We start from the raw sequence: 25,727 nt of genomic DNA on the forward strand, positions 1-25,727 counted from the left end.
GAACAATGAAGAAACTTGGCATTCTGGCCGGCGTCGCCGGTCTTGCACTGACGGCGGTTCTGGCCGCCTCGATCCCGGGTTCGGCTGATGACAGCAAGCTCGAGCAGCTCAAGTCGCAGGGCTTCGCCCGCCTCGCCATCGCCAACGAGCCGCCCTATACGGCAGTCGCCGCCGACGGCAAGGTTTCGGGTGCGGCGCCTGACGTGGCGCGCGAGATATTCAAGCGCCTGGGCGTCGCCGATGTCGCCGCCTCGATCTCGGAATATGGCGCCATGATCCCCGGCCTGCAGGCCGGCCGCTTCGACGTCGTCACCGCCGGCCTGTTCATGAAGCCGGAGCGCTGCGCGGCGGTTGCCTATTCCGAGCCGGTTCTGTGCGACGCCGAAGCGATGCTGGTGAAGAAAGGCAATCCGAAAGGCTTCAAGAGCTACGAGGATGTCGCCAAGGACACGTCCGCCACGATCGGCGCGCCCGGCGGCGGCACCGAGGAGAAGCTGGCGCTCAACGCCGGCGTGCCGCGTGAACGTGTCATCGTCGTGCCGGATGGCCAGAGCGGCCTCAAGATGGTGCAGGACGGCCGCATCGACGCCTACTCGTTGCCCGTGCTCTCGATCAACGACCTGATGAAGAAAGCCGCCGATCCGAACCTCGAAGTCATCGCGCCGGTGCAGGGCGCTCCGGTCTATTGCGACGGCGCTGCCTTCAAGAAGGGCGACGAGGCCCTGCGCGACGCCTTCGACGTCGAACTGGCCAAGATGAAGAAGTCGGGTGAGTTCGCCAAGATCATCGAGCCCTACGGCTTCTCGGCCGCCGCCGCGATGTCGACCACGCGCGACAAACTCTGCGCCGCGAAGTGACTTTTACCTTCTCCCCGTTTCACGGGGAGAAGGTGTCACGAAGTGACGGATGAGGGGCGGCGCCAAGTTTGGAGAAGCTAGCGCTGCCCCTCATCTGCCTGCCGGCATCTTCTCCCCGTGAACGGGGAGAAGGAAGCCAATCGCCAACGTTGGAACCCAGATGACCCAGTGGTCCGGCTATTTCGGCCTGATAATGCAGGGAGCGCTTGTCACCATCGAGCTGACGCTGATGGGGTCGGTGCTTGCCCTGGTCATGGCCTTTCTCGCTGGCATGGGGCGGCTGTCGCGCTTCTTCGTGCTGCGCGCGCTTGCCACCGCCTATATCGAATTCTTCCGCGGCACCTCGATCTTCGTGCAACTGTTCTTCGCTTACTTCGTCTTGCCCCTGGTGGGTTTCGAGCTCACCCCGTTGCAGGCCGGCGTGTTGGCGCTCGGCCTCAATGTCGGCGCCTATGCCGCCGAAGTGGTGCGCGGCGCCGTGCAATCGATCGGTCGCGAGCAGCACGAGGCCTGCATCGCCCTCAATCTCGGCCGCTGGCAAGGCATGCGCCATGTCATCCTGCCGCAAGCGTTTCTGGTGATGCTGCCGACCTTCGGCAACAATGCCATCGAGTTGCTCAAGGCGACATCGGTCGTCTCGCTGATTTCGCTCGCCGACCTGACCTTCCAGGCGCAGGTGGTGCGCGCCCAGACCGGCAATACCATGGTGCCGTTCACCACCATTCTCGTCATCTATTTCATCCTGGCGCTGCTCATCTCATGGGGTGTGCGCTCGCTGGAACGCCGCATGGCACGCGGCCTCGACGGAGTGCGCGTCTGATGGCCAGAGCATTCCTGATGAATCGGGCCCGCTGATGGATTGGGATTGGAATTTCGTCTGGGAGATCATGCCGACCCTGATCCAGGGGGTGAAGATCACCATCCTGGCGACGCTGCTCGGCTCGGTGCTGGCGGCGATTGTCGGGTTGGGCATCGCGCTGGCGCGCCGCTCGCCCAACAAGGCCTTGTCGCGCGGCGTTGGTTGGGTGGCCGAATTCATCCGTGGCACACCGCTCCTGGTGCAGCTCTATTTCATCTTCTACGTGCTGCCCGACATCGGCATCCTCTTGCCCCCGCTGGTCGCCGGCGCCATCGGGCTCGGGCTGCACTACGGCACCTACACGGCGGAGGTCTACCGCGCCGGCATCGACAATGTGCCGCGTGGCCAGTGGGAGGCCGCCAAGGCGTGCAATCTCAGCGCCCGGCAGACCTGGTCCCACATCATCATCCCGCAGGCCATCCCGCCGATGATCCCGGCCTTGGCCAACTACTTCATCGCCATGTTCAAGGAGACGCCGCTGCTCTCGGCGATCACCGTTCTGGAGCTGATGAACCAGGCCAAGAGCGTCGCCAACACCTATTATCGATACCTTGAGCCGATCACACTGGTCGGCGCCTTCTTCCTTGCCATCAGCCTGATTTCGGTCGTGCTGCTGCGCTGGCTGGAACGCCGCTACGGCAAGATCGAAAGATAGAAGATGAAGCCCTTGCCGCAGATCAAGCTCGTGCCCAACCGGCCAGCGCTCGATGAGCGTCCGCTGGAGCGGCGCGTCGGCCTCATCATCCTGGCCACCGACCATACGACGGAGCCGGATTTTCGCCGCATGGTGGCCAGCGAACGGATCGGCGTCTATGTCGCGCGCACTCCCTATGCCAATCCGACGACGCCTGAGAATTTGCGCAAGATGCAGCCGGCGCTGACGGCGGGCGCGGCCTTGATCCTGCCTGACGAGAAGCTCGACGCCGTCTGCTATTCCTGCACGTCGGCCTCGGTGGTGATTGGTGATGCCGAGATCGAGACGGCGATCCAGGCCGCCAAGCCTGGCGTGCCTGTCGTCACACCAACAATGGCCGGTGTGCGCGGGCTGAACGCCTTCGGCGTGCGTCGGATCAGCATCCTCACGCCCTATACGGTCGAAACCTCCAGGCCGATGGCGACCTATTTCGCCGAGCGAGGTTTCGAGATAGTCAGCTTTACCTGCCTCGGCTTTGAGGACGACCGCGAGATGGCGCGCATTGCCCCGGCAGCGCTTGTCGACCTCGCTCGTCAGGCGATGCATCCGCAGGCCGATGCGCTGTTCGTGTCTTGTACGGCGCTGCGCGGTGCACTCGCGGTCACAGGCATGGAAAAGGCGATCGGCCGTCCGGTGGTGACCAGCAACCAGGCGACCGCTTGGAACTGTCTGCGGCTGTGCGGTGACGAGACTGCCCATCCCGAATTCGGCAGTCTGATGACGCTGCCCTTGCCGGCCGGCTGACGACCATGGCGACAGTGACCCTTGGCGATATCCGTGCCGCGCGCGAGCGAATTGCCGGCAAGGTCGAGCGCACATCGACCGTGCTTTCGGTGAGTCTTTCCGAACGACTGGGCGTGCCGGTTCATCTCAAGCTCGAGCATCGCCAGACCACCGGCAGCTTCAAATTGCGCGGTGCATCCAACGCCGTTGCATCGCTTGACGCCGCGGAGAAGGCGCGCGGCGTCGTCGCGGCATCGACCGGCAATCATGGCCGTGCGCTTGCGCATGCGGCGAAGCTCGAGAGCATGCGCGCGGTGATCTGCATGTCGCGTCTGGTGCCTCAGAACAAGCTCGACGAAATCCGCCGCCTCGGCGCGGAAATCCGAATTGTCGGCAACAGCCAGGACGACGCGCAGCAGGAGGTCGATCGGCTGGTGGCGGAGGAGGGACTGGTCATGCTGCCACCCTTCGACCATCCCGCGATCATCGCCGGGCAAGGCACGCTCGGCTTGGAGATGATCGAGCAGGTCCCGGATGCCGCTCTGGTGCTGGTGCAACTCTCCGGAGGTGGGTTGGCCTCGGGTGTAGCGGCCGCAATCAAAGGCGTTAGCCCCGGCACAAAAATCATCGGCGTGTCGATGGCGCGCGGCGCGGCGATGAAGGCCAGCCTCGATGCCGGCCGTCCCGTTCTGGTCGAGGAATTGCCGACGCTGGCGGATTCGCTCGGCGGCGGCATCGGCCTCGACAACCGGCTGACCTTCGCCATGTGCCGCGACCTGCTCGACGATGTCGTCCTGCTCAGTGAGGACGAGATCGTCGCCGGCATTCGCCATGCCTATGAACAGGAACGCGAGATCGTCGAAGGCGCCGGCGCCGTTGGCATCGCGGCGCTGCTCGCCGGCAAGGTCAAGGCGAGCGCGCCGGTGGTGGTTCTGCTGTCCGGCCGCAACATCGACATGGGCCTGCACAGGAAAATCGTCTGCGGGGAAATGCCATCGATTTCGGAGCGCGCCGCATGAGCCGGATGACCATCCTCACCGAAGCTGAACTGCGCGAGATCGTGACATTGGATCTCGATGCCGTCGCCTGTGTCGAAAATGCCTTCCGCGCGCTTGCCACGCTGCCGGTGGCGATGCCGCCGATCCTGCGGCTCGACATCCCCGAGCATCGCGGCGAGGTCGACGTGAAAACAGCCTATGTGCCCGGCATCGACGGCTTCGCCATCAAGATCAGCCCCGGCTTCTTCGACAATCCCAAGCTCGGCCTGCCCAGCGTCAATGGCATGATGGTACTTTTGTCAGCGAAGACCGGTCTGGTCGAAGCGTTGCTGCTCGACAATGGCTATCTGACAGACGTTCGCACCGCTGCCGCCGGAGCCGTCGCGGCCAAACATCTGTCGCGGCCGGACGCGTCCGTCGCCGCGATCTTCGGCGCCGGCGTCCAGGCGTCACTGCAACTCGAAGCGCTGAAGCTGGTGCGGCCGATCACGCAGGCCCGCATCTGGGCGCGCGATGCCGCCAAGGCGGAAGTGGCCGCAGCCGCCTTGCGCGAAAGGCTCGGCATCGACGTACGCGCTGTATCAGACGCGGCCAACGCGATTGCCGGCGCCGACATCATCGTCACCACCACGCCTTCGACCGAGCCGCTGATCAAGGCTGGGTTTGTCTCGGCCGGCCAGCATATCACGGCCATGGGGTCCGACGCCGAGCACAAGAACGAGATCGCGCCGGCGATCCTGCGCATGGCCGATCTCTATGTCGCCGACAGCGCGAAGCAGACGCGGCGGCTGGGCGAACTGCGCCATGCCATCGCTGCCGGTGTGATGGCGGCCGATGGCGAGGTGGTTGAACTCGGCCAGATCATCGCCGGCCAAAAACACGGCCGGTGCTCGGCCAGCGATATCACCATTGCCGATCTCACCGGCACCGGCGTGCAGGACACCGCGATCGCCACGCTCGCCCGCGATCGCGCGCTGGCGGCCAATGCCGGAACCATTTTCGAAAGCTGATGCTAGCCGCGGGAGCATGATCCGGAAAAGTGGCAACCGGTTTTCCGATCGGATCATGCTCCGACAAAAGAATACCTGGAGACAGATTCAACAAAGTTGAAGCGGGTTCCAGGCCCAACAAACGAGGACCAACAAAATGCAGCCGAACCTGAAATTCTCGCGAAGCGAATACGCGGATCGCCTCGCCAAGACGCGCAAGGCGATGGAAGCCAAAGGCGTCGATCTCCTTGTTGTCAGCGATCCCTCCAACATGGCCTGGCTGACCGGATATGACGGCTGGTCCTTCTATGTGCACCAGGCAGTGATCGTGCCGCCGTCGGGCGAGCCGGTATGGTACGGCCGTGGCCAGGACGCCAACGGCGCCAAGCGCACCGCTTACCTCGCACAGGACAACATCGTCGGCTATGCCGACCACTATGTGCAGTCGACAGAACGCCACCCGATGGATTTCCTGTCCAGCGTGCTGAGCGATCGCGGCTGGGGCAAGCTTGCCGTCGGCGTCGAGATGGACAATTACTGGTTCTCCGCCGCCGCCTTCGCCTCTTTGCAGAAGCATCTGCCCAACGCCCGTTTCGTCGATGCCACCGCGCTCGTCAACTGGCAGCGCGCGGTGAAAAGCCCGACCGAAATCGACTATATGCGCAAGGCAGCCCGTATCGTCGAGGCGATGCATCAGCGCATCGTCGACAAGATCGAAGTCGGCATGCGCAAGAACGATCTCGTCGCCGAAATCTACGATGCCGGCACACGCGGCGTCGACGGCATCGGCGGCGACTATCCCGCGATCGTGCCACTGCTGCCATCCGGCGCGGATGCCTCGGCGCCGCACCTGACTTGGGACGACAAGCCGATGAAGCGGGGCGAGGGCACCTTCTTCGAGATCGCCGGCTGCTACAACAGGTATCATTGCCCGCTGTCGCGCACCGTCTTCCTCGGTAAGCCGACGCAGGAATTCCTCGATGCCGAGAAGGCGACGCTGGAAGGCATGGAAGCAGGCCTCGCCGCCGCCAGGCCGGGCAATGCCTGCGAGGATATCGCCAATGCCTTCTTCGCCGTGCTGAAGAAATACGGCATCGTCAAGGACAACCGCACCGGTTACTCGATCGGCCTGTCCTATCCGCCGGACTGGGGCGAACGCACGATGAGCCTGCGTCCCGGCGACCGCACCGAACTCAGGCCAGGCATGACCTTCCATTTCATGACCGGCCTCTGGCTGGAGACGATGGGACTGGAGATCACCGAATCCATCCTGATCACCGAAACCGGCGTCGAGTGCCTGGCCAATGTGCCGCGCAAGCTGGTGGTGAAGGATTGAGCCCGATGTCCAGTCTCCGCCCGTCGTCGATCGCGCCGACCGTCGACTTCGACCGCGACGGCGTTCAGCATGGTTTCCTGCGCTTGCCCTATAGCCGCGACGACTCGGCCTGGGGCTCGGTGATGATCCCGATCTGCGTCATCCGCAACGGCAAGGGGCCGGCGGCGCTGCTGACCGGCGGCAACCATGGTGACGAGTATGAGGGGCCGCTCGCGCTCTACGAACTCGCCCGAACGCTCGATCCCAGCCGGATCAGCGGCACGGTGATCATCGTGCCGGCGATGAACTATCCGGCTTTCCGGGCAGGCACGCGCACCTCACCGATCGACAAGGGCAACATGAACCGCAGCTTTCCCGGCCGGCCGGACGGCACGGTGACGCAGAAGATCGCCGATTATTTCCAACGCGAGTTGCTTCCCCGCGCCGACATCGTCTTCGACTTCCATTCCGGCGGCAAAACGCTGGATTTCTTGCCGTTCTGCGCCGCGCACACGCTGCCCGACAAGGCGCAGGAACAAAAAGCCTTCGCGGCGGTCGAGGCCTTTTCGGCGCCGTTCTCGATGCGCATGACCGAGATCGATGCGGTCGGCATGTATGACACGGCGGCCGAGGAGATGGGCAAGGTCTTCGTCACCACCGAACTCGGGGGCGGCGGCACATCGCGTGCCGAGACGGTGCGGATCGCCCGGCGTGGCATTCTCAACGTGCTGCGCCATGCGGGCATTGTCGATGGTGCGGTCGAGAAGACTAGAACTCAATGGCTCGACATGCCTTCGGGCGATTGTTTCGCCTTCGCCGAGGACGACGGCATGATCGAAACCATGGTCGATCTCGGCGAGTCCGTCGAAGAGGGCGCGGTGCTGGCTCGTATCCATTCGACCGGCCGCACTGGTGTCGCCCCCCAGGAGATCCGCGCGAACATGTCGGGCATGCTGGCGGCGCGCCATTTCCCCGGACTGGTCAAGGCCGGCGACTGTGCCGCGGTGGTCGCCGTGAAGGTCGATTGACCAATTCCGCCCCGACCACACCGGGGCGGACCGCTCCATCGACAATTTCTGGTTTCACTCTTCTGGCCCCGAAACCAAAGCGCTCCCGTACACGGGATACTTATATCCCCTGACGTTTTCCAATAGGCTGGATTTCGCGTGACAGGGGAGCTTCGATTGCGCGGATTCACGGAAGGCCTGATCGAAAAGCCGCGGACGGTGGCGGAGCAGGTCGCCAATGTCCTGCGCGAGGCCATAGCCAGCGGATCGCTGAAGGCAGGCACAACGCTGCGTCAGGATGAACTGGCCGAGCAGTTCGGCTTCAGCCGCATGCCGATCCGGGACGCGCTTCGCCAATTGGAAGCCGAGGGCATCGTTTCCATCCATCCCACGAAGGGCGCGCATGTCGCCGGGATGGATGGAGCCGAGATCGCCGAAATATACGCGGTGCGCGAATTGCTCGAATGCGAGGCGCTCCGGCTGTCCGTTCCGGTCCTGCCCGGCGCCAAGCTTGAAGAAGCCGAGCAGGCTCTCGACCAGATCGATGCCGAGCGCAATGTCGGTCGCTGGGGCGCCCTGAACAGGGTCTTTCACCTGTCGCTCTACGATGCCTGCGGCAACCGCCGTTTGCTTGACCTGATCGATGCGCATCACAACGCCGCCGACCGCTATGTCCGCATCCTGCTGTCGAACCTCGACTATCGCACCCGCTCGCAGAGCGAGCATCGCGATCTGCTGGCCGCTTGCCGGCGGCGTGACGAGAAGAAGGCCGTGAGCGTTCTGAGGCAGCATCTTCGCGAAGGCAGCGACACACTCGTCAATGCGATAGAGGGTGGCGGACTGTCGCGAAAATCCTAAGCCGAAAGCGTGGTTCGAATGCCTTTGACAGTCTGCGAATAGGGTCACGGAGATCAACGACACTGCCTTCGGCGCTGGTGGACTAAGCCGCCCTTCATCCGGTCGCTTGCACTGAGGCGGGCAGCTCGCACTCCTTGCATCGCAGCCTTGGTCGATTAACATGGTTTCATGGCGGTTAGGGCGCGGACGATCTCGATGGCAAGGCGGGAAGCGCGATAGATGTGGGTCAAGCGGCTTTCCTCTGACGAGAAACTAATCATCACCGCTGCCTGCGAGCGTTTCATCGCGGATGTTCTGAAGCCTCGATTCATCCCCAGCCAACCGAATCGGCTCGATCATCCGGTGGCCATCTTCGGCAAATGGCGAGGAGGCAAATACGGTTTATCGGCGCGCTACCATTTCGATGACGGTGAAGACTTCAACGTTCCCTTCGCTCGGCTCGATCACGTGGAGGAGGACGTCCGTGCCGAAACCCGGTTCGACCTCATGTGGCATAGGCACACCGGGGCATGGTGGCGGTTGCACGCCGCCGTTACGGTCGAAGAGGCCCTGCGCCTGATTGCTGATGACACAAGGCTTCAGCCGCCGTTATGAACCACGAGAACAGTCGTCCCCGCTTCGATGTCGATGCCTTGCGCGACCTTGTCGGCGACAAAGTCTTCTCGCGCGGAGAGGCCTACTGGCGTGATGGGGTGGTGGAGTTGCTGGCCGTCGGGCCGAAACGGGTACTGGCGCAGGTTGCCGGCCCGCAGGACTACCGTGTCGAACTGACGGGGCGGGGCGAATCGGCCGACGGGACGTGTTCTTGCCCCGCCTTCGGCGATTGGGGCTATTGCAAACATTGGGTGGCGACGGCGCTCGCGGCAAATGCGGCAGGCAGCGATGCCGAAGCGAAAAGCCTCGACGCCTTCGCGGAAATTCGCCGATATCTGAACGGCAAGGACGTTTCGGCGCTCGTCGAGACGATCATGGATTGCGTCGAGCGCGACCCTATTTTGTTTCGCAGGCTGGCGGCTGCCTCAATTGTCACGCATGAGGACGGCGCGACCCTTGAGGCGCGTCTTGGCAAGATGATCGACGGCGCGACCGCGACGAACGGTTTCGTCGACTACAGCGAGGCCGCCTGTTGGGCGCGAGGTGTCGACGAGGTGCTCGATGTGATCGCCGAACTCTCGACCAAGCAAGCTGGCATCGCGCTCGGGCTTGCGATGCGGACTATCGACAGGATCGAGAGCGCCATCGATGATATTGATGATTCCGATGGTCATTGCGGCGCTCTTCTCGACAGGGCATGCGAACTGCACCGAACCGCCGCCCAGACGGCACGACCTGCCCCCTTGTCTCTGGCGCGAGACCTCTTCGCCCGTGAGATGAAGGACAATTACGACATCTTCGGTGGTGCGGCCGGGCGTTATGGAGATATCCTTGGCGATGAAGGTTTGGCGGAATATCATCGTCTCGCCACCGAAGCTTGGGAGAAGCTTCCCGCGAGTTCCGGTAAGAACCGGACTGGCATGGGCCGGCCCGAAAACCATTTCAGGCTGCGGGAACTCCTCGATTTCTTTGCCGAGCGCGATGGCGACGTGGAGGCGCGTATCGCGCTTCGCGCCAAGCATCTGGACTCACAGGGAAGCTATCTGAAAATCGCACAATTCTGCCTCTCGCAAGATCGGGCAAAAGAGGCTTTGCGTTGGGTCGAGGACGGGTTGTGGATGTTCGAAGACGACCTGCCTGACGAGCGGCTCATTGCGCTGGCGGTCGACCTGCTCTCCAAGGCCGGCCGAGATGGCGACGCAGAGGCGCATTTGTGGCGTGCCTTCGAGAAGGCGCCGAGCCTCGAACTTTATCAGCGTCTGTGTAAGGCGGCCGGCGCGGCGGCACGCGACAAAGCTGTCAAGCGCCTTCAATCCCGGCTGACAGGCGCGAAGTCTTCCGCCTGGCATTTTCCGGCTGATCTGCTCATCACCATCCTGATGGAGGAGAAGCAGTTTGAAAGGGCTTGGCTCAATGTGCGCGACCATGGCGCGTCGGAAGGACTGAAGCAGAAACTTGCGCGGGCCAGCGAGGCTACGCATCCGAGAGAGGCACTGATGGTTTACGCCGCAAGCGTCGATCAAATGGCCCAACTGGGCGGTGATGGCGCATATGCCGAGGCGGCAGCACTGATCGGTCGCATGGCCGGGCTGCACGGTGCATCGGCGCATGCCGCCTATCTGGCGGATGTAAAGGTCCGCTTCGGTCGCAAGCGCAATTTCATGAAGCTGTTGGCCTGACATGCGCCGCGCGGCCATCGAGCAACAGGACCGCTATATGGTGGAACGCCAGCGGCAGTTTCGTGCCGCGGCGGATATCGTCACCGATGCCTGGATGCGCTTCCAGGAGGTGGTTGCGGTGGCGGTAATCGGCTCTGTCGCCAAGCCGCTCTGGAAAGAAGTGCCGCGTTTCTCCGAATTCCGGCGTTCGCGGATCGAGGTCTGGCACGAATGTGGCGATCTTGACCTGGCACTCTGGCTCGATTCCCAGCAGCGGCTTGGCGAACTGCGTCGCGCCGGCGCTCTTGCCTTGCGCGAAGCGTTCGAGAAAGGCATGGGGATCAGCGTCGCCGATCATCAGCTGGACGTTTTTCTGATCGAACCCGGCAGCGATATCTATCTCGGCCGGCTATGCAAATTCAGCCAATGCCCCAAGCAGAAGATCGACTGCATGGTACCAGGTTGCGGCGAGGTTGCTTTCAACAAGCGCATCGCTGAATTCCCGCCGCATGCCGATCTGCTCGCCCCAGCCGAAGGTGCGATGCTCTACAGGCGCGGCGTCGGCCGGGTGCGCTCCGCGCTCGATCTGCCGCAGACCCGTTGAACGTCCTTCACGGTCCGTCGGCCCGCACCTCGAGGCTGGAAAATCGCGTGAAGCCTGGCGACAATTTGCTTCTGCTCACATTCGCTGCCACATATTGCAACATCAATGCTTGACACGAGGATCGCCATGTCTCCCGTCAGCCGCCTGCCGGCACGCGCCCTTGCTCCTCGACGCCATGATGAGATTCTCAGGCGGCTAGGCGTCCAGGGCTCTGTCAGCGTCGCCGAACTGGCCGGGTTCTTCGATGTCTCGCGCGAAACCATCCGCCGTGACCTGAAGCTGCTTTCGGACCAGGGCAGGCTCGGCATCGTCCATGGCGGCGCCGCCCGCTTCGAGCCCAGCGAACCGGCGATGAGCCTGCGCAGTCGGGAAAACGCTGATGGCAAGGCAGCGATCGGCAAGGCGGCCGCTGGTCTGGTCAGGAATGGCATGGTGATCTTTCTCGATTCCGGTACCACCACCTTGGCCGTCGCGCATGCCCTCACGGATCTGCGCGATCTGACGATCTGCACGGCCAGCCTGAAGATAGCGCTGCACCTATGCCACGTTCCCGGCATGCGCGTGCACATGCTGGGCGGCGAAGTCGACCCGGGCGAGGAGGCGGCTTCCGGCATCGACACGCTCGATGCGATGGCCCGCTTTCGCGTCGACATCGCCTTTCTCGGGGGCGGCGCGTTGTCCCCTGACGGTGAGGTCACCGACTTCACCCGCGCCGGAGCCGAGCAGCGCGGCCGCATGATCGCGCTCGCCGGCAAGGCCTATTTCGTGCTCGACGCCAGCAAGTTCGGCAAGCTGACGCCGCTCAGGATTCCGAATTTCGAACATGCCGCCGGGGTGATCGTCGACGCCAATCCCGAACCAGCGCTTGCCGCTACGCTTTCGCAAAAGGGTCCTGAACTCGTTGTTGCGGATTGATGTGATATTTTGTGACCTTATGAGTTGATATTTGGTTTTTCCGTGATAATGTCTCGGCCATCCCTCAAATGGCGGAACGGTCATGGCACATGCATTTCCCACCCAGGCTCGAATCGTCATTGTCGGCGGCGGCATCATTGGCTGTTCGGTCGCCTATCACCTGACCAAGCTGGGCTGGAGCGATGTGGTGCTGCTCGAGCAGGGACAGCTGAGTGGCGGTACCACCTGGCACGCGGCTGGTCTTGTCGGCCAGTTGCGCAGCCATTCCAACATGACCAGCCTGATCCGCTATTCCACGCAGCTCTACAGCGAACTCGAGGCCGAGACCGGTTTTGCCACAGGCTGGAAGAATTGCGGATCCGTGTCTGTTGCGCGCACCGCCGACCGCATGACGGTGTTGAAACGTACGGCCGCGTCGGCGCGCGCCCAAGGGGTGGAGATCGACGTCATTTCACCGAGGGAAGCCGGGGATCTCTGGCCTGTCATGGCAACCGACGATCTGGTCGGCGCCGTCTGGCTGCCCGGAGACGGCAAGGCCAATCCGACGGATCTGACGCAATCGCTGGCCAAGGGCGCGCGCAATCGCGGCACCAACATTTTCGAGCGGGTCAAGGTCACCGGCATCACGGTGAAAAACGGCGTCGCTTGCGGTGTCGAGACCGACCATGGCAACATTGCAGCCGAGATCGTCGTCAACTGCGCCGGCCAGTGGGCGCGCAAAGTCGGGCTGATGTGCGGCGTCTCGGTGCCGCTGCATTCGGCCGAGCACATGTACATCGTCACTGGCCGGATCGAGGGCGTCCATCCGGACCTGCCCGTGATGCGTGACCCCGACGGCTTCATCTACTTCAAGGAAGAGGTCGGCGGCCTGGTGATGGGCGGCTTCGAGCCGCATGCCAAGCCGTGGGGTATGAACGGCATTCCAGAGAATTTCGAGTTCGCTCTGCTGCCGGATGATTGGGACCAGTTCGAGATACTGATGGAAAACGCGTTGGTGCGCGTGCCGCAATTGGCGCAGGCCGAGGTCAAGAAATTCTACAATGGTCCTGAAAGCTTCACGCCCGACAACAATTTCCTCCTCGGCGAGGCGCCGGAGCTGAAGAATTTCTATGTCGGCGCCGGCTTCAACTCGATGGGCATCGCCAGCGCCGGTGGCGCGGGCCGGGCACTGGCCGAATGGATCGTCAACGGCGCGCCGACCATGGATCTTTGGCCGGTCGACATCAGGCGCTTCGCCGCCTTCAACAACAATCCGCGCTGGCTGCATGACCGGGTCAAGGAGACGCTTGGCCTGCATTACGCGATGCCGTGGCCGAACCGTGAATTGGACACAGCACGGCCATTCCGCCGTTCGCCGCTTTACGACCGGCTCGCCGCCAAGGGCGCATGCTTCGGCTCCAAGATGGGCTGGGAGCGCGCCAACTGGTTCGCTGCAGCGGGAGAGAAGGCCGAGAATGACTACGCCTTCGGCCGCCAGAACTGGCACGAGGCTGTGCGGCGCGAGATGAAGGCGACGCGCGAAGCGGTCGCGGTCTTCGACCAGACCTCCTTCGCCAAACTGCTTGTCCAGGGGCGCGATGCCTGTGCGGTGCTGAACCGGATCTGCGCCGGCGACATCGATGTGCCGGTCGGCACGTCGGTCTACACCGGCGTGCTCAATGCGCGCTGCGGCTACGAAAGCGATCTCACCGTGATGCGGCTTGGCGCGGAAAAATTCCTCATCGTCACCGGCTCAGCCCAGGCAGTCCACGACGCCGACTGGATCGTCAAGAACATCCCGGCGGACGCGCATGCCATTCTGACCGACGTCACCTCGGCTTACGCGGTGCTGGCGTTGATGGGGCCGCGTTCGCGCGACCTCCTGGGCAAGCTGTCATCGGCGGATCTTTCCAACACCGGCTTCCCCTTCGCCACGATCCGCGAAATCGATATCGGCTATGCCACGGCCTACGCCAACCGCATGACCTATGTCGGTGAGCTCGGCTGGGAACTGATCGTGCCGACCGAATTCGCGGTCGGCGTCTACGAAGCGCTGCATGAAGCCGGCCGTGAATTCGGACTGACCGATGCCGGTTACTACGCGCTCGACGCCTTGCGCATCGAAAAGGGTTTTCGCGCCTGGGGCCGCGAGCTGACGCCCGATATCAACCCCTGGCAGGCTGGGCTCGGCTTCGCCGTCGCGATGGACAAGCCAGGCGGCTTCATCGGTCGCGATGCACTCATCGCCGCGAAGTCGGCGACAGCGCCGGCCAAGCGCATCGTGCTGTTCACGCTAGACGATGCCGAACCGATGCTGTGGGGTGGCGAGCTGATCCTGCGCGACGGCAGGCCGGTCGGCGAAGTGCGCTCGGCAGCCTATGGCCATACGCTCGGTCGCTCCGTGGCGCTTGGGCTGATCGAACAGGAAACGGGCGTAGACGTCTCGTTCTTGAGCGATGGTCATTTCGAGATCGATCTAGCCGGAATACGCCATCCAGCCACAGTGCACCTGCGCAGCCCTTACGATCCGAAATCGGAACGGGTGAAGGCGGATGCAACGGAGATGCAGGCGGAGGCCTAGAAAAATTCTAATCCGCCGACATCGAGCGCGCCATGTCGAGAAAGGCGCGCACCAGTTTGCCGCCGCTGCGCTCGCGCAGGCAGATCAGCGCCTCGTCCATCAAGGTCTCGGGCGCGTCGATGGTGATCGGGACGAGCCGCGAATCCTGGCCGAATTCGGCCGCCGAGACAAAGCCGATGCCGGCGCCCGAGGCGACGATCTCGCGCACGGCCTCGCGGCCCTCGGCCTCGATCACTGGCCGCAGTTCGACCTTCGACGCGGCGGCCAGGTCTTCGAGCTTCTGGCGCGTCTTCGAGCCGCGCTCGCGCATGACGAGTGATTCCTGCGCGAGCTGCTTCAAGGTCAGCGACTTCTTCCCCGCGAGCGGATGATCGATGGAGGTGAAGGCGATGATCGGCGTCGAATTCAGTTTCAGCACCTCGAAGTCGCGCCCGGCGGGCACTTCGCCCAGCACGCCTATATCGGCATCATAGCTGTAAAGGCTGCTGATCACCGTCTCGGTGTTGCCGGCGCGCACCGAGACCTGCACGCCGGGATAGCGGGCCCGGAAGCTGCCGAGGATGTGCAGCAGGTGGTGCGCGGCATCGGCGACGATGCGCAGCGTACCGGAACGCAAAGCGCGCGACTCGGTCAGAAGCTCGAGCGCCTGCTGCTCGGTGTCGAACATGCGGTGGGTTATTTCGAGCAGTTTCTGGCCCGAATGGGTCAGCGTGACCTGCTTCTTGTTCCGGTTGAACAGCAGGACATCATACTCTTCCTCCAGCTTGCGCACCTGGTCCGATATCGCCGGCTGCGTCAGGAACAGAGCTTCGGCCGCCCGCGAAAAGCCGCCGGAGATCGCCACCTGGTGAAAGGCCCGCAACTGGACGTAGCGCATATCTGTGCCTTTCAGGTGCCCGAAACCGCACCTTATCATAAGCCTTGCTATCCAAAAGCCGGGAATAAACGATTCCCCTGATGTCTGGGGATGAAGGCGCTGATGTTCACAGTCGTGTCATGACCAGCAGGCAGCCTGTCCAATGCGTTTTTGACCATCGTTCTAATCGATACATCGATACAAAATAACGATTTTACAAATATATCGTCCGGACCAACAATGACGCCACATCAAAGAAGCAGCGACCTGTCGGAGGACACCATGCGCGCCGAGACGATATTTGCCGCTGAGCCGTTGGCCAGGCCGGCACTGGGCGAGCCCTATCTTTTGACCCCCGGGCCACTCACCACGGCCTATTCGGTCAAGCAGGCGATGCTGCGCGACTGGGGATCGTGGGACGGTGACTTCCGCGCCATGACATCAGACATGCGCCGCCGCCTGCTGGCGCTGACCGGCGACGTGAAAGGCGAGTTCGACTGCGTGCCGATGCAAGGCTCGGGCTCCTTCTGCGTCGAGGCGATGCTGGGCTCGTTCGTGCCCAGGGACGGCAAGGTTCTGGTGCTAGCCAACGGCGCCTACGGCCTGCGCGCCGCGCAGACCATGCAGTATCTCGGCCGTGCCTATACGTTGATCGACAAGGGCGATTACCTGCCGCCGCGCGGCGACGAAGTGGCGGCCGCGCTCGAGGCTGACCCCGCGATCACGCATGTCATCGCCATTCATTGCGAGACCAGCTCCGGCATTTTGAACCCTGTCGCCGAGATCGCCGAAGCCGTCCATGCCAAGGGCCGCAAGCTGCTGGTCGATTCCATGAGTGCCTTCGGCGCCGTCGCGCTGGACGTCAACGAGATCCGCTACGAGGCGATGGTTTCCTCGGCCAACAAATGCATCGAGGGCGTGCCCGGCTTCGGCTTCATCATCGCCCGCAAGAGCGAACTGGAAGCCGCCAAGGGGCGCAGCCATTCCCTGTCGCTCGACGTCCATGCGCAGTGGGCGCATATGAACAAGACCGGGCAGTGGCGCTACACGCCGCCGACCCATGTCGTCGCAGCCTTCCTCGAAGCGCTTCGCCAGCACGAGGCCGAAGGCGGCGTCGCCGGCCGCGGCGCCCGCTATGTCAGGAACCGCGACGTCATGGTGGCGGGCATGCGCGAACTCGGCTTCGAGACGCTGCTCCGGGACCGTTGGCTGTCGCCGATCATCGTCACCTTCTTCAACCCGGCCCACGCCAACTTCGCCTTCGATCGCTTCTACGAGCTGATGAAGGACAAGGGTTTCATCATCTATCCCGGCAAGTTGACCGTCGTGGATTCCTTCCGCGTCGGCTGCATCGGCCAGATGGACGAGCATGTCATGCGCCGCGTCGTCGAGGCGGCGGCGCAGTCGCTTGATGAAATGGGCGTCGACACCGCCGCTCCACCCGCCGCGGCAATCGCCGAGCGCGCCAAACTCGCCGCCTGAAGCGGCCGATTTCGAGGATACCAGATGAACCAGATGTCTCCCATCAATGTCGCGGTCAATGGCCGCACTTATGCCTGGCCGCGCGTGCCCGCCATCGCCATCTGTCTCGATGGTTGCGAGCCGGCCTATCTCGACGAAGCGATCAAGGCCGGACTGATGCCGGCCCTGGTCAGGATCAAGCAGAAGGGCACGGTGCGCTTTGCGCACTCGGTCATTCCGAGCTTCACCAACCCCAACAACCTGTCGATCGCCACCGGTCGTCCGCCATCGGTGCACGGCATTTGCGGCAACTATCTCTACGAGCGCGAGACCGGCAAGGAAGTGATGATGAACGACCCGCGCTTCCTGCGCGCGCCGACCGTCTTCCAGGCCTTCTACGATGCCGGCGCCAAGGTCGCGGTGGTCACCGCCAAGGACAAGCTGCGTGCGCTGCTCGGCAAGGGCCTCGCCTTCGACGAAGGCCGCGCGCTGTGCTTCTCGGCTGAAAAGTCGGACACCACGACAGTGGCCGAGCACGGCATCGACAATGCCTCGAAGCATTTCGGCCTGCCTGTGCCGGAAGTCTATTCGGCCGAACTGTCGGAATTCGTCTTCGCCGCCGGCGTCCAGCTGCTGAAGGAATTCCGCCCCGACATCATGTACCTGACGACCACCGACTACGTGCAGCACAAATATGCGCCGGGCGTGCCGCAGGCCAATGCCTTCTACGAAATGTTCGACAAGTACCTGACCGAGCTCGATGCGCTGGGCGCGGCCATCGTCGTTACCGCCGACCACGGCATGAAGCCCAAGCACAAGGCCGATGGTTCGCCCGCCGTGGTCTACGTTCAGGACCTCCTAGACGAATGGCTGGGCAAGGACGCCGCCCGCGTCATCCTGCCGATCACCGACCCCTATGTCGTGCATCATGGCGCTCTCGGCTCCTTCGCCACCGCCTATCTGCCTGATGGCGCCGACCAAGCCGACATCATGGCGCGGCTTGCCGAGGTCGACGGCATCATGCTGGTCCTCGACAGCCCCGATGCCTGCGAGCGCTTTGAACTGCCGGCTGACCGCATCGGCGACATCGTGCTGATCTCGACCGAGAACAAGACGATCGGCACATCAGAGCATCGTCATGATCTCGCTGCCCTCAATGAGCCGCTGCGCTCGCATGGCGGGCTGACCGAGCAGGAGGTGCCGTTCATCATCAACCGCGTGCTGCCGGATCTGCCCAATGAGCCGACCTTGCGCAATTTCGATGCGTTCTACTACGCGACGATGGCGGCGGCGCTGGCGTAGCGGAGTTGGACCGCCGGCAAGATGTGTAGCCATCGATGATAGTGCTGGTCGACCCCCACTCCGGCCCTTCGGGCCACCTCTCCCCCGATCGACGGGGGAGAGGAAAGGTGCCGCTTCGCCGGCCTTGGCTCCCTTCCTCTCCCTCCGGAGGGGGGAGAGGTGGCGCCGCGAAGCGGCGACGGAGTGGGGGAAGCCATTGGAGGACGCGATGCCATTCCCTACGAAAATCGACCTGGCTCTCTGAGCATCTAGGAATCGACATGACCAAACTCGATACTTCCATCACAGTCCGCCACGAGCCGATGCGGATCGCCGGGCGCAAGGTTGACGCCGACGATGTCGTCCCCGTCCACTACCCCTATACTAATGCTGTGGTCGGCACCGTCCCCGCCGGCGGGGCCGAACACGCCCGTCAGGCCTTCGAAATCGCCGCCGGCTACAGGTCGAAGCTGACGCGCTACGAGCGCCAGCAGATATTGTTTCGCACGGCGGAAGCGCTGGCGTCGCGCCGCGAGGAAATCTCCGATCTCATCACGCTCGAGCTCGGCATCTCCAAGGCGGACTCGCTCTACGAAGTCGGCCGCGCCTATGATGTGTTCACGCTGTCGGCGCAGATGTGCATCCAGGACGATGGCCAGATATTCTCCTGCGATCTCACCCCGCATGGCAAGGCGCGCAAGATCTTCACCATGCGCGAGCCGCTGAAGGCGATCTCGGCGATCACGCCGTTCAACCACCCGCTCAACATGGTCTCGCATAAGGTGGCGCCGGCGATCGCCACCAACAATTGCGTGGTCGTCAAGCCGACCGAACTGACGCCGATGACGGCGCTTTTGCTGGCCGACATCCTCTACGAAGCCGGCCTGCCGCCGGAAATGCTGTCGGTGGTGACCGGCTGGCCGGCCGACATCGGCAACGAGATGATCACCAACGGGAACATCGATCTCATCACCTTCACCGGTGGCGTACCGGTCGGCAAAATGATCGCCCGCACCGCCGGCTACAAACGCCAGGTGCTGGAACTCGGCGGCAACGATCCGCTGATCATCCTCAACGATTTGTCGGACGAGGATTTGGCAAAGGCGGCGGACCTGGCAGTGGCCGGAGCGACCAAAAACTCCGGCCAGCGCTGCACCGCTGTGAAGCGCATCCTCGTCCAGGAAAGCGTCGCCGACCGTTTCGTGCCGCTGGTGCTGGAGCGGGCGAAGAAGATCCGCTTCGGCGACCCGATGGACCGGTCGACCGACCTTGGCACCGTCGTGCATGAAAAGGCAGCCGCACTCTTCGAAACCCGCGTCCACATGGCCGCCGAGCAGGGCGCAGAGATCCTCTACAATCCGGGCCGCCAGGGCGCGCTGCTGCCGCCGATCGTCGTCGACCGCGTGCCGCACACATCCGAACTGGTGATGGAAGAGACCTTCGGGCCGATCATCCCGATCGTGCGTGCGCCCGACGATGACGAGGCGCTGATCGCGCTCTCCAACTCGACCGCCTTCGGCCTGTCGTCTGGCGTCTGCACCAACTCGTTTCCGCGCATGCAGAAATACATCGCCGGCCTTGAGGTCGGCACGGTCAACATCTGGGAAGTGCCGGGCTACCGTATCGAGATGTCGCCCTTCGGCGGCATCAAGGATTCGGGCAATGGTTACAAGGAAGGCGTCATCGAGGCGATGAAGAGCTACACCAATGTGAAGACATTTTCGTTGCCGTGGTCCTGACCGGGCGCGACTGACGGACAGAAACAGAGGGGGCGGCCAACACTCCCTCATTCGCGTTTTGGAGAGGGCGATGGCCGCGATATCCGAGCTTGTGCATACAGAGGGCGATTCCAACACCACGGCGGCGCGCGGCCGCTGGGATGCCGGCCAGGATGATCCCCGCATTCGCGGCCTGCTTGACCGCGATGCTGCCGCGTTCATGCACCAGAGCCTGTCCAGCCCTTGTCTTTCGACGATCGCCAAGGCTGAAGGCATCTGGATCGAGGACACCGCCGGCCGCCGCTTCATGGATTTCCATGGCAACAGCGTCCACCATCTCGGCTACGGCCACCCTAGACTGGTGGCGGCGATCAAGAAGCAGCTCGACGATCTCTGCTTCGCGCCGCGCCGCTTCACCTGCGAACCGGCTGTCGAACTGGCGGAGAGACTGGTGGCACTCGCACCAGGCAGTCTCGGCAAGGTGCTGTTCACCACCGGCGGCTCCGACGCCATCGAGGTCGCGCTGAAGATCGCGCGCGCCGCCACCGGCCGCTTTAAGACTGTATCGTTCTGGGATGCCTTTCACGGCGCCGGTTTTGGCGCCGCTAGCGTCGGCGGCGAGGCGACGTTCCGCTCGCACATATCAGGCCCGATGATGACCGGCACCGAGCATGTCGCGCCCTGGGACGGCTATCGCTGCCCTTATGGCCACGATTCCCTTGAGGCATCGGGCCTCGCCTGCGCCAACATGATCGCCTATGTGCTCGGCCGCGAGCAGGATGTAGCGGCTGTTATCGCCGAGCCGATGCGCGCGACGCCCAATCCGCCGCCGCCCGGTTTCTGGAAGCGGGTGCGCGAAGCTTGCAACCGGCACGGCACGCTGATGATCTTCGACGAGATTCCGACCGGCCTCGGCAAGACCGGTAAATTCTTCGCCCATGAGCATGACGGCGTGACACCAGACATCGTGGTCCTCGGCAAGTCGCTCGGCGGCGGCATCTTGCCGATCGCCGCCGTCATCGCACGCAGCGATCTCGACGTCACCGGCGGCTTCGCCATCGGCCACTACACCCACGAGAAGAACCCGGTGACGACGCGTGCCGCGCTGACCACCATCGACATCATCCTGGAGGAGGGGCTCGTCGAGCGCTCGGCCGAGCTTGGCCGCCATATGCTGTGGCGGATGCAGGATCTGATGGCGCGCTCCGTCCATGTTGGCGATGTCAGGGGCAGGGGGCTGATGGTGGGCGTCGAGTTGGTCGAGGACCGCGCTTCGCGCGCGCCGGCGCGCGATCTTGCAGAACGCGTCTTCTACGCTTGCCTGGAACAGGGCCTGAGCTTCAAGATCAGCCAAGGCAATGTGCTGACGCTGTCACCGCCATTGGTCATCTCGAAGGCCGAACTCGATCGCGCCCTCGATATTGTCGAGACGGCGGTTCTGGCGGCCTGACCATGAAGGCCATCCGCACCGACCGGGAACTCGAATGCCCCGGCATTGACGCCGGCCTGCGAGCGAGAGGCGTCGACCTGGTGACGCTGCCGGATGGCATTCCCGAAGCCGATCTCATCAAGGCGGTGGCCGACGCCGATCTTCTGCTCATGTGCTATACGCCGATCACCGCGCGAGTGATCGATGCGGCGCCGAAGCTGAAGGGCATCGTCAAATACGGCGTCGGCATCGACGCCATCGATATCCCCGCCGCGATCCGACGTGGCATTCCTGTCGTCAACGTGCCCGAATATGCCGAGGAAACCGTTGCCGAAGGCGCCTTCGCGCTGATGATCGCGCTGGCCAAGCGGCTGCCGGCGATCACACGGGCAATGGCGCGCGATGGCTGGATCTGGCCCGAGCAGGGCTGGCTGGGGCGTGATATTTCCGGCGCCACGCTCGGGCTCGTCGGCTGCGGCAAGATCGGCCGCAGCATGGCGCGGATGGCCGGCCAGGGATTTCGCGCCCGCGTGCTTGGCTTTGATCCCGGTGTCGATGCCTCGACGATGCACGCCGCCGGCATCGAGAAGGCGGACGATCTCCATGCCATGCTGGGCGCCTGCGATTTCGTCTCCATCCATTGCGTGCTGAACGACCAGACACGCGGCCTGATCGGCAAGCACGAACTCGCCTGCCTCAAACCCTCGGCAATCATCGTCAATGTCTCGCGCGGCGCGCTGATCGATGAGGCGGCCCTCGTCGAGGCGATCGTTGCCGGGCGCATCGGCGGGGCCGGCCTCGATGTTTATTCGGTGGAGCCGCTGTCGAAGTCAGGCCATCCGATGAGCGCGCTGTTCGGTCGCGACAATGTGATCCTGTTTCCGCATCTTACTTTCTTCACCCACGAGGCCATGCGCCGGCTGGAAGACGACACGCTCGCGCGGTGCTTCGAGATTCTCGACGGGCGGCCGGTGACCATTCGCTCACATGATCCGCGATTGCGGGCGCAGACGGCAGGCATTGCGTCCGGCTGATAACCGATATTTTTCAAGCTCATAGCCGGTCTCCGCCCGGGCCACGTTCCTATCCACGACGTGGATGCGACAGTTCCATGACAAATATCAGAGGAAGTTTGGCTCTCATAAAATAAATAGATTTTACTTATCGATCCCCGATCCCCAGAGTTGTCACAACGAAGACATCCAACCGGCTCAACGTCCATAAGAGACCCAAGGCCGGTTGGTCCTAGTGCATCGCAGAATGTGCCTTCAATCAAAGGGGAACTCGTCATGAAATCACGAAACGCAACCATGGTCGCGGCCTTCACCGCATTGCTCGCATCGGCGGCTCTCGTCGGCCCGGCGCTCGCCGATGGCGTCGTCACCGTCTACTCCGCCGACGGCCTGCATGACGGCAATGGCAGCTGGTACGAGACCGAATTCGCCGCCTTCACCAAGGCCACCGGCATCACCGTCCAATACATCGAGGCAGGCTCGGGTGGCGTCGTCGAGCGCGTCGCCAAGGAGAAGTCGAACCCGCAGGCCGACGTGCTGGTGACCTTGCCGCCCTTCATCCAGCGCGCCGCCGCGGATGGCCTGCTGCAGGACTACAAGCCCGAAGCCGCGTCCCAGATCGACGGCGGCACCGACAAGTACCGGCCGCTGGTCAACAACTACATGAACTTCATCTACAACAGCGCCGTGCTGTCGGAAGCGCCGAAGAGCTACAACGACCTGCTCGATCCGAAGTTCAAGGGCAAGATCCAGTATTCGACCCCCGGCCAGGCCGGCGACGGCACTGCCGTCATGCTGCAGATCATCCATGCCTTCGGCGGCGAGGACGCCGGCTTCGAATTCATGAAGAAGCTGCAGGACAATAATGTCGGCCCGTCCGCCTCGACCGGCAAGCTGACCGCGCTGGTCAACAAGGGCGAACTGCACGTCGCCAATGGCGACCTGCAGATGAACATGTCGCAGATGGCCGACAATCCCAACATCAAGGTGTTCTGGCCTGCCGGTCCCGACGGCGTGCGCTCCACCTTCGCGCTGCCCTACGAAATCGGACTGGTCACCGGTGCGCCGAATGGCGACAACGGCAAGAAGCTGATCGACTTCCTGCTGTCCAAGGAAGCCCAGTCGACCGTAAGCTCGATTGCCATCGGCATGCCCGCCCGCAAGGACGTGGCGCCGTCCGATGCCAACTTCGCCAAGCTGCAGGAGGCGATGAAGGGCCTGACCATCTGGTCGCCGAACTGGGACGAGGCGCTGAAGAAGCTCCCCGACTACGTCAAGAAGTGGAACGAAGCGACCGGAAGCTGACACCCGAGGGCAGAAATCCGGAGGACCAAGCCATGTCGGCCGTCGCTTTCACAGGTCCCAGTGTCATGGATATCGACGCCGCGAAAATTCGCGGCGCCGGCTCCAACGTCCACTTCGACAAGGTCAGCGTCGCCTATGGCGCCCATGTCGTCCTGCATCCGCTGACCCTCGACATCGCGCCGGGCGAAATCCTGGCGATGATCGGCCCGTCCGGTTCAGGCAAGACCACGGCACTACGCGCCGTGGCCGGCTTCGTGCGGCCGGCAAGCGGCCGCATCCGCATCGGCGCGACCGACGTCACCGACCTGCCGCCCTATGAGCGCGGCCTCGGCATGGTGGTGCAGAACTACGCGCTGTTCCCGCATATGCGCGTCGAGGACAACGTCGCCTTTGGCCTGCGGGCACAAGGCGCCAACAAGGCGTTGATCAGCGAACGGGTGAAGGATGCGCTCGCCACCGTCGGCATGGCGACATTTGCCCGGCGTTATCCGCGCGAACTTTCGGGCGGCCAGCAGCAGCGCGTCGCAATTGCCCGCGCCCTGGCCGTGCGGCCGCGCGTGCTCCTGCTCGACGAGCCGCTGTCGGCGCTCGACGCGCAGATCCGCCGCAACATGGTGGAGGAGATCGCCCGGCTGCACCGCAGCCTGCCCGGCCTGACCATCCTCTATGTCACCCATGACCAGACCGAGGCGCTGACGCTTGCCGACAAGATCGCCATCATGCGTGACGGCAGGGTCTGTTCGCATGGGCCGACGACCGAACTCTATCGCCGCCCGCCAAACCGCTTCACAGCCGAGTTCCTCGGCCGCGCCAACCTGCTGCCGGTGACGGTTGCCGAAGCTGCCGGCCCGAAGGGCTTTGCCACGGCAAGGCATGGTGATGCCGTGCTCACCGGGGCCGGCCGCGACGAGAAGGCCGGCGACAAGAGCCTGCTCTGCATCAGGCCGCAGCATCTGAGCCTGACGGCAGACAGCGAGCACACCAATCGCATTGTCGGCACGCTGAGCGAAGTGCACTGGCAGGGCGAACTTACCCATCTGGTTCTCGATGTCGACGGCACGCCGGTGCGTGTCTCGGCGACGAAACTGCCTGTCGCCTTGCCCGAACCCGGCGCAAAGGTGCCGCTGTTCTTTGCGCCGGCCGATACGTCGCTTCTTCCGGAAGACGCCAGTGTCTGAAGCGCTCGCCATTGCTGCGCCGACGGCGAGGAAGCGAGAGCCGGGCCGACTATGGATCGTGCCACCGGCGGCGCTGCTGGCGCTGCTGTTCTTTTACCCGCTGGCGCTGATTATACGTCAGGCCTTCCTCGACGACAGCGGTGTCGCCAATGTCGCGGAGATCATCCGCGTCCTGCATTCGCGCTTCTTCGTCAACGCGCTGATCAATACGGTGACGATCTCGGTCACCGCGACCGCCGGTTGCCTGATCGTCGGCCTCGTGCTGGCGCTGATCCTGGCCTTCGTGCCGTTCCCCGGTAGCGGCTTCATCGCCCGGCTGATCGACACCTTCATCGCCCTGCCGACCTTCCTGGTGACCTTGGCCTTCACTTTTCTCTACGGCTCCGCCGGCATGCTCAACTCCGGGCTGATGGAGGCCTTCTCGCTGCCGCTGCCGCCCGTCGATTTCCTCTATTCGACCTGGGGCGTCGTGCTGGCGGAAGTCACGGTGTACACGCCCTTCATCCTGCGGCCGCTGCTCGCCGCCTTCTCATTGGTCGATCGCGGTCAGATAGAAGCGGCAAGCGTGCTTGGCGCCAGGCCGTTCCGCATCGTGCGCCAGATCATCCTGCCGGCGGCAATTCCCGCGCTCATCGCCGGAGGCAGCCTCTGCCTGCTGCTCACTGTCAACGAATTCGGCATCGTGCTGTTCATCGGCGCCAAGGGCGTGATCACGCTGCCGTTGCTGATCTATGGCAAGGCAATCCAGGAATCGGCCTACCAGGTCGCCTGCATCATCGCCGTGGTCAACATCGCGCTGTCGCTCGGCCTGTTCGGCCTCTACCGTTTCGCCGCCGGCCGGTTGGGAGTCTAGCC

23 protein-coding genes are annotated in these 25,727 nt (G+C 63.5%); 22 read left to right on the plus strand and 1 reads right to left on the minus strand.

Annotation, left to right across the window (positions count from 1 at the left end):
* The first annotated feature begins 5 nt into the window (after positions 1-5).
* The 14 genes from ehuB (at position 6) to FJ948_RS14040 (ending at position 14,631) form a co-directional block, all read left to right on the plus strand.
* Positions 6-857, plus strand: a complete 852-nt coding sequence (ehuB, locus tag FJ948_RS13975; RefSeq protein ID WP_140705292.1) for an ectoine/hydroxyectoine ABC transporter substrate-binding protein EhuB — start codon at positions 6-8, stop codon at positions 855-857.
* Between the two features lie 160 nt (positions 858-1,017).
* Complete coding sequence (ehuC, locus tag FJ948_RS13980; RefSeq protein ID WP_140705294.1) at positions 1,018-1,677, plus strand: ectoine/hydroxyectoine ABC transporter permease subunit EhuC; 660 nt, start codon at positions 1,018-1,020, stop codon at positions 1,675-1,677.
* A gap of 34 nt (positions 1,678-1,711) precedes the next feature.
* Positions 1,712-2,371, plus strand: coding sequence for an ectoine/hydroxyectoine ABC transporter permease subunit EhuD (ehuD, locus tag FJ948_RS13985; protein WP_140705296.1), 660 nt, complete (start codon positions 1,712-1,714; stop codon positions 2,369-2,371).
* 3 nt (positions 2,372-2,374) lie between these two features.
* Entirely contained in the window at positions 2,375-3,154 is a 780-nt protein-coding gene (gene eutA, locus FJ948_RS13990; RefSeq protein ID WP_140705298.1) for an ectoine utilization protein EutA, read from the plus strand.
* Between the two features lie 5 nt (positions 3,155-3,159).
* Positions 3,160-4,152 carry a hydroxyectoine utilization dehydratase EutB gene (gene eutB / locus FJ948_RS13995; protein ID WP_140705300.1) on the plus strand — a complete coding sequence of 331 codons (993 nt, stop codon included), beginning with the start codon at positions 3,160-3,162 and terminating at the stop codon, positions 4,150-4,152.
* Positions 4,149-5,141, plus strand: coding sequence for an ectoine utilization protein EutC (gene eutC / locus FJ948_RS14000; protein WP_140705302.1), 993 nt, complete (start codon positions 4,149-4,151; stop codon positions 5,139-5,141). Before eutB ends, eutC begins: the two co-directional genes overlap by 4 nt.
* A gap of 136 nt (positions 5,142-5,277) precedes the next feature.
* Complete coding sequence (gene doeA / locus FJ948_RS14005) at positions 5,278-6,456, plus strand: ectoine hydrolase DoeA (RefSeq protein ID WP_140705304.1); 1,179 nt, start codon at positions 5,278-5,280, stop codon at positions 6,454-6,456.
* A 5-nt stretch (positions 6,457-6,461) separates the two neighbouring features.
* Positions 6,462-7,463, plus strand: coding sequence for a N(2)-acetyl-L-2,4-diaminobutanoate deacetylase DoeB (gene doeB, locus FJ948_RS14010; protein ID WP_140705305.1), 1,002 nt, complete (start codon positions 6,462-6,464; stop codon positions 7,461-7,463).
* A gap of 156 nt (positions 7,464-7,619) precedes the next feature.
* Positions 7,620-8,300 carry a GntR family transcriptional regulator gene (locus FJ948_RS14015; RefSeq protein WP_246677519.1) on the plus strand — a complete coding sequence of 227 codons (681 nt, stop codon included), beginning with the start codon at positions 7,620-7,622 and terminating at the stop codon, positions 8,298-8,300.
* A gap of 219 nt (positions 8,301-8,519) precedes the next feature.
* Entirely contained in the window at positions 8,520-8,894 is a 375-nt protein-coding gene (locus tag FJ948_RS14020; RefSeq protein ID WP_181173662.1) for a hypothetical protein, read from the plus strand.
* Complete coding sequence (locus tag FJ948_RS14025; RefSeq protein WP_246677520.1) at positions 8,891-10,573, plus strand: DUF6880 family protein; 1,683 nt, start codon at positions 8,891-8,893, stop codon at positions 10,571-10,573. The genes FJ948_RS14020 and FJ948_RS14025 overlap by 4 nt, the downstream gene beginning before the upstream one ends.
* A gap of 1 nt (position 10,574) precedes the next feature.
* Complete coding sequence (locus FJ948_RS14030) at positions 10,575-11,156, plus strand: hypothetical protein (RefSeq protein ID WP_140705307.1); 582 nt, start codon at positions 10,575-10,577, stop codon at positions 11,154-11,156.
* A 126-nt stretch (positions 11,157-11,282) separates the two neighbouring features.
* On the plus strand, positions 11,283-12,071 hold the full coding sequence (locus FJ948_RS14035) for a DeoR/GlpR family DNA-binding transcription regulator (protein ID WP_140705309.1): 789 nt from the start codon (positions 11,283-11,285) through the stop codon (positions 12,069-12,071).
* 82 nt (positions 12,072-12,153) lie between these two features.
* Positions 12,154-14,631: an FAD-dependent oxidoreductase gene (locus tag FJ948_RS14040; RefSeq protein ID WP_140705311.1), complete on the plus strand. Its 2,478-nt coding sequence runs from the start codon at positions 12,154-12,156 to the stop codon at positions 14,629-14,631.
* Between the two features lie 7 nt (positions 14,632-14,638).
* Here the strand turns inward: FJ948_RS14040 and FJ948_RS14045 are convergent, their stop codons facing one another.
* Complete coding sequence (locus FJ948_RS14045; protein WP_127870513.1) at positions 14,639-15,508, minus strand: LysR substrate-binding domain-containing protein; 870 nt, start codon at positions 15,506-15,508, stop codon at positions 14,639-14,641.
* Between the two features lie 261 nt (positions 15,509-15,769).
* Between FJ948_RS14045 and FJ948_RS14050 the strand changes: the two genes are divergently transcribed.
* From FJ948_RS14050 to FJ948_RS14085, 8 genes are all read left to right on the plus strand, one after another.
* Positions 15,770-16,969, plus strand: coding sequence for a 2-aminoethylphosphonate--pyruvate transaminase (locus FJ948_RS14050; protein ID WP_140705902.1), 1,200 nt, complete (start codon positions 15,770-15,772; stop codon positions 16,967-16,969).
* A 24-nt stretch (positions 16,970-16,993) separates the two neighbouring features.
* On the plus strand, positions 16,994-18,250 hold the full coding sequence (gene phnA / locus FJ948_RS14055; RefSeq protein ID WP_140705313.1) for a phosphonoacetate hydrolase: 1,257 nt from the start codon (positions 16,994-16,996) through the stop codon (positions 18,248-18,250).
* 260 nt (positions 18,251-18,510) lie between these two features.
* Complete coding sequence (phnY, locus tag FJ948_RS14060) at positions 18,511-19,968, plus strand: phosphonoacetaldehyde dehydrogenase (RefSeq protein WP_140705315.1); 1,458 nt, start codon at positions 18,511-18,513, stop codon at positions 19,966-19,968.
* 70 nt (positions 19,969-20,038) lie between these two features.
* Entirely contained in the window at positions 20,039-21,397 is a 1,359-nt protein-coding gene (locus tag FJ948_RS14065) for an aspartate aminotransferase family protein (RefSeq protein ID WP_140705317.1), read from the plus strand.
* Positions 21,398-21,399: 2 nt separating this feature from the next.
* Complete coding sequence (locus FJ948_RS14070) at positions 21,400-22,410, plus strand: NAD(P)-dependent oxidoreductase (RefSeq protein WP_140705319.1); 1,011 nt, start codon at positions 21,400-21,402, stop codon at positions 22,408-22,410.
* Between the two features lie 255 nt (positions 22,411-22,665).
* On the plus strand, positions 22,666-23,694 hold the full coding sequence (locus FJ948_RS14075) for a 2-aminoethylphosphonate ABC transporter substrate-binding protein (RefSeq protein WP_140705321.1): 1,029 nt from the start codon (positions 22,666-22,668) through the stop codon (positions 23,692-23,694).
* 32 nt (positions 23,695-23,726) lie between these two features.
* Entirely contained in the window at positions 23,727-24,872 is a 1,146-nt protein-coding gene (locus FJ948_RS14080) for an ATP-binding cassette domain-containing protein (protein ID WP_140705323.1), read from the plus strand.
* The gene (locus FJ948_RS14085) at positions 24,865-25,725 is read left to right on the plus strand and encodes a 2-aminoethylphosphonate ABC transporter permease subunit (RefSeq protein ID WP_140705325.1); all 861 of its coding nucleotides are present in this window, start codon (positions 24,865-24,867) and stop codon (positions 25,723-25,725) included. Before FJ948_RS14080 ends, FJ948_RS14085 begins: the two co-directional genes overlap by 8 nt.
* The last annotated feature ends 2 nt before the right edge of the window (positions 25,726-25,727 follow it).

The sequence above is a fragment of the Mesorhizobium sp. B2-3-12 genome (assembly GCF_006442205.1).
Classification (GTDB): domain Bacteria; phylum Pseudomonadota; class Alphaproteobacteria; order Rhizobiales; family Rhizobiaceae; genus Mesorhizobium.